This window comes from Streptomyces sp. 13-12-16 (assembly GCF_002114215.1).
Lineage (GTDB): Bacteria > Actinomycetota > Actinomycetes > Streptomycetales > Streptomycetaceae > Streptomyces.
This window is the reverse complement of the sequence record NZ_NCTE01001169.1, coordinates 1-1,181: the sequence shown is the minus strand read 5'-3', so window position 1 is coordinate 1,181 and position 1,181 is coordinate 1. Positions and strand designations below refer to the sequence as shown.

Sequence of the window (1,181 nt, the reverse complement as noted above, 5' to 3'; positions counted from 1 at the left end):
GAGCCGCCCGGCGCCGCGTCGCCCGCCGCGACACCGGTCGTCCGGTACCCCTTGACCGCCTTGCCCGCAGGCCGCCCCGCCCCCGCGCGGAGCCAGTCGACGCGCACCCACAGCAACACCTCGTCCGCCTGCTCCAGGCGCCCGATCCAGGCCGCCTTCAGCCACAGCCCCACCCCGCACCCGGCGAGCAGCAGACCACCGGCGGCGGGTACCACGAACGACGTGCCCAGCGCGGCGACGAAGGCGAGCAGCAGCCACCAGCGGTGCCCGCGACGCCAGTTGCGGACGGTCACCGACCGGTCCTGGAGCACGTCGTGCCTGCCCGCCCGGGCCGCCGACCGGGTCAGGGCGCGGTACCGTCCCCGCCGCCCGTACGCCACGACGGCCACCGCCACGAGGAACAGCGCGGCGCCCGCCAGTACACCGATCCTGCGCCCGGTCAGTCCCGGCACCAGCGCCCCGGTGCCCGCCGCGACAACTCCCGGCCACCACAGTGGTGCGGCCCCGGCCCGTACGACGACGGCCACCCGGGCCAGTCCCTGTCCTCCACGCGTCACGTCCGGCCTCCCGTCCTCCGATGCCTGTGCATGTCCTGGACACCTGTGCATGTCCTGGGGGACGGACGCTAGCGACGCAAGGTGAGACGAGTCTGAGAACACGGACGGACCACCCCCGCCGTCACTCCCGTACCGTCAGTCCACGAACAGGCCGCGCGCCGCCGCCCTGGTGTCGAACTCCTCCAGTCGTGCCTGCGCGTCGGGCAGGTCGTCGCACATCGCCTCCAGCAGCACCCGGCCCAGCAGCATCGGCGCGCACGCCGTGTCGAAGGCCAGCCCGGTGCCGACGGCGGCGGGCAGCAGCAGGTCGGACACCTTGGCGACCGGTGCGAACGGGGAGTCGGCGACGGTGACCACGGTCAGCCCCGTCTCCTTGGCGTGGGCGAGGGCGTCGAGGACCTCGCGAGGGTGCCGGGGCAGCGCGAAGCACAGCAGGGCGCTCGCCCCGGCCCGCGCGGCGGCGTCGATCCGGTCGTGGAGCATCGTGCCGCCCTCGTTGAGCAGCCGTACGTCCGGGTGGACCTTGGCGGCGAAGTAGGCGAACCCGTGCGCCTGGGCCGCCGCGGCCCGCAGCCCCAGCACGGGCAGCGGCCGGCTCCCGGCCAGCACCCGGCCCGCCCGCCG

General features: G+C 75.6%; 2 protein-coding genes. Both read right to left on the bottom strand.

Annotated elements, in window-relative coordinates:
- The coding region (locus tag B7767_RS36955) for a hypothetical protein (RefSeq protein WP_085575828.1) at positions 1–557 on the bottom strand (557 nt) is incomplete at its 3' end.
- A 135-nt stretch (positions 558–692) separates the two neighbouring features.
- The coding region (locus B7767_RS36950; RefSeq protein WP_373408270.1) for a MurR/RpiR family transcriptional regulator at positions 693–1,181 on the bottom strand (489 nt) is incomplete at its 5' end.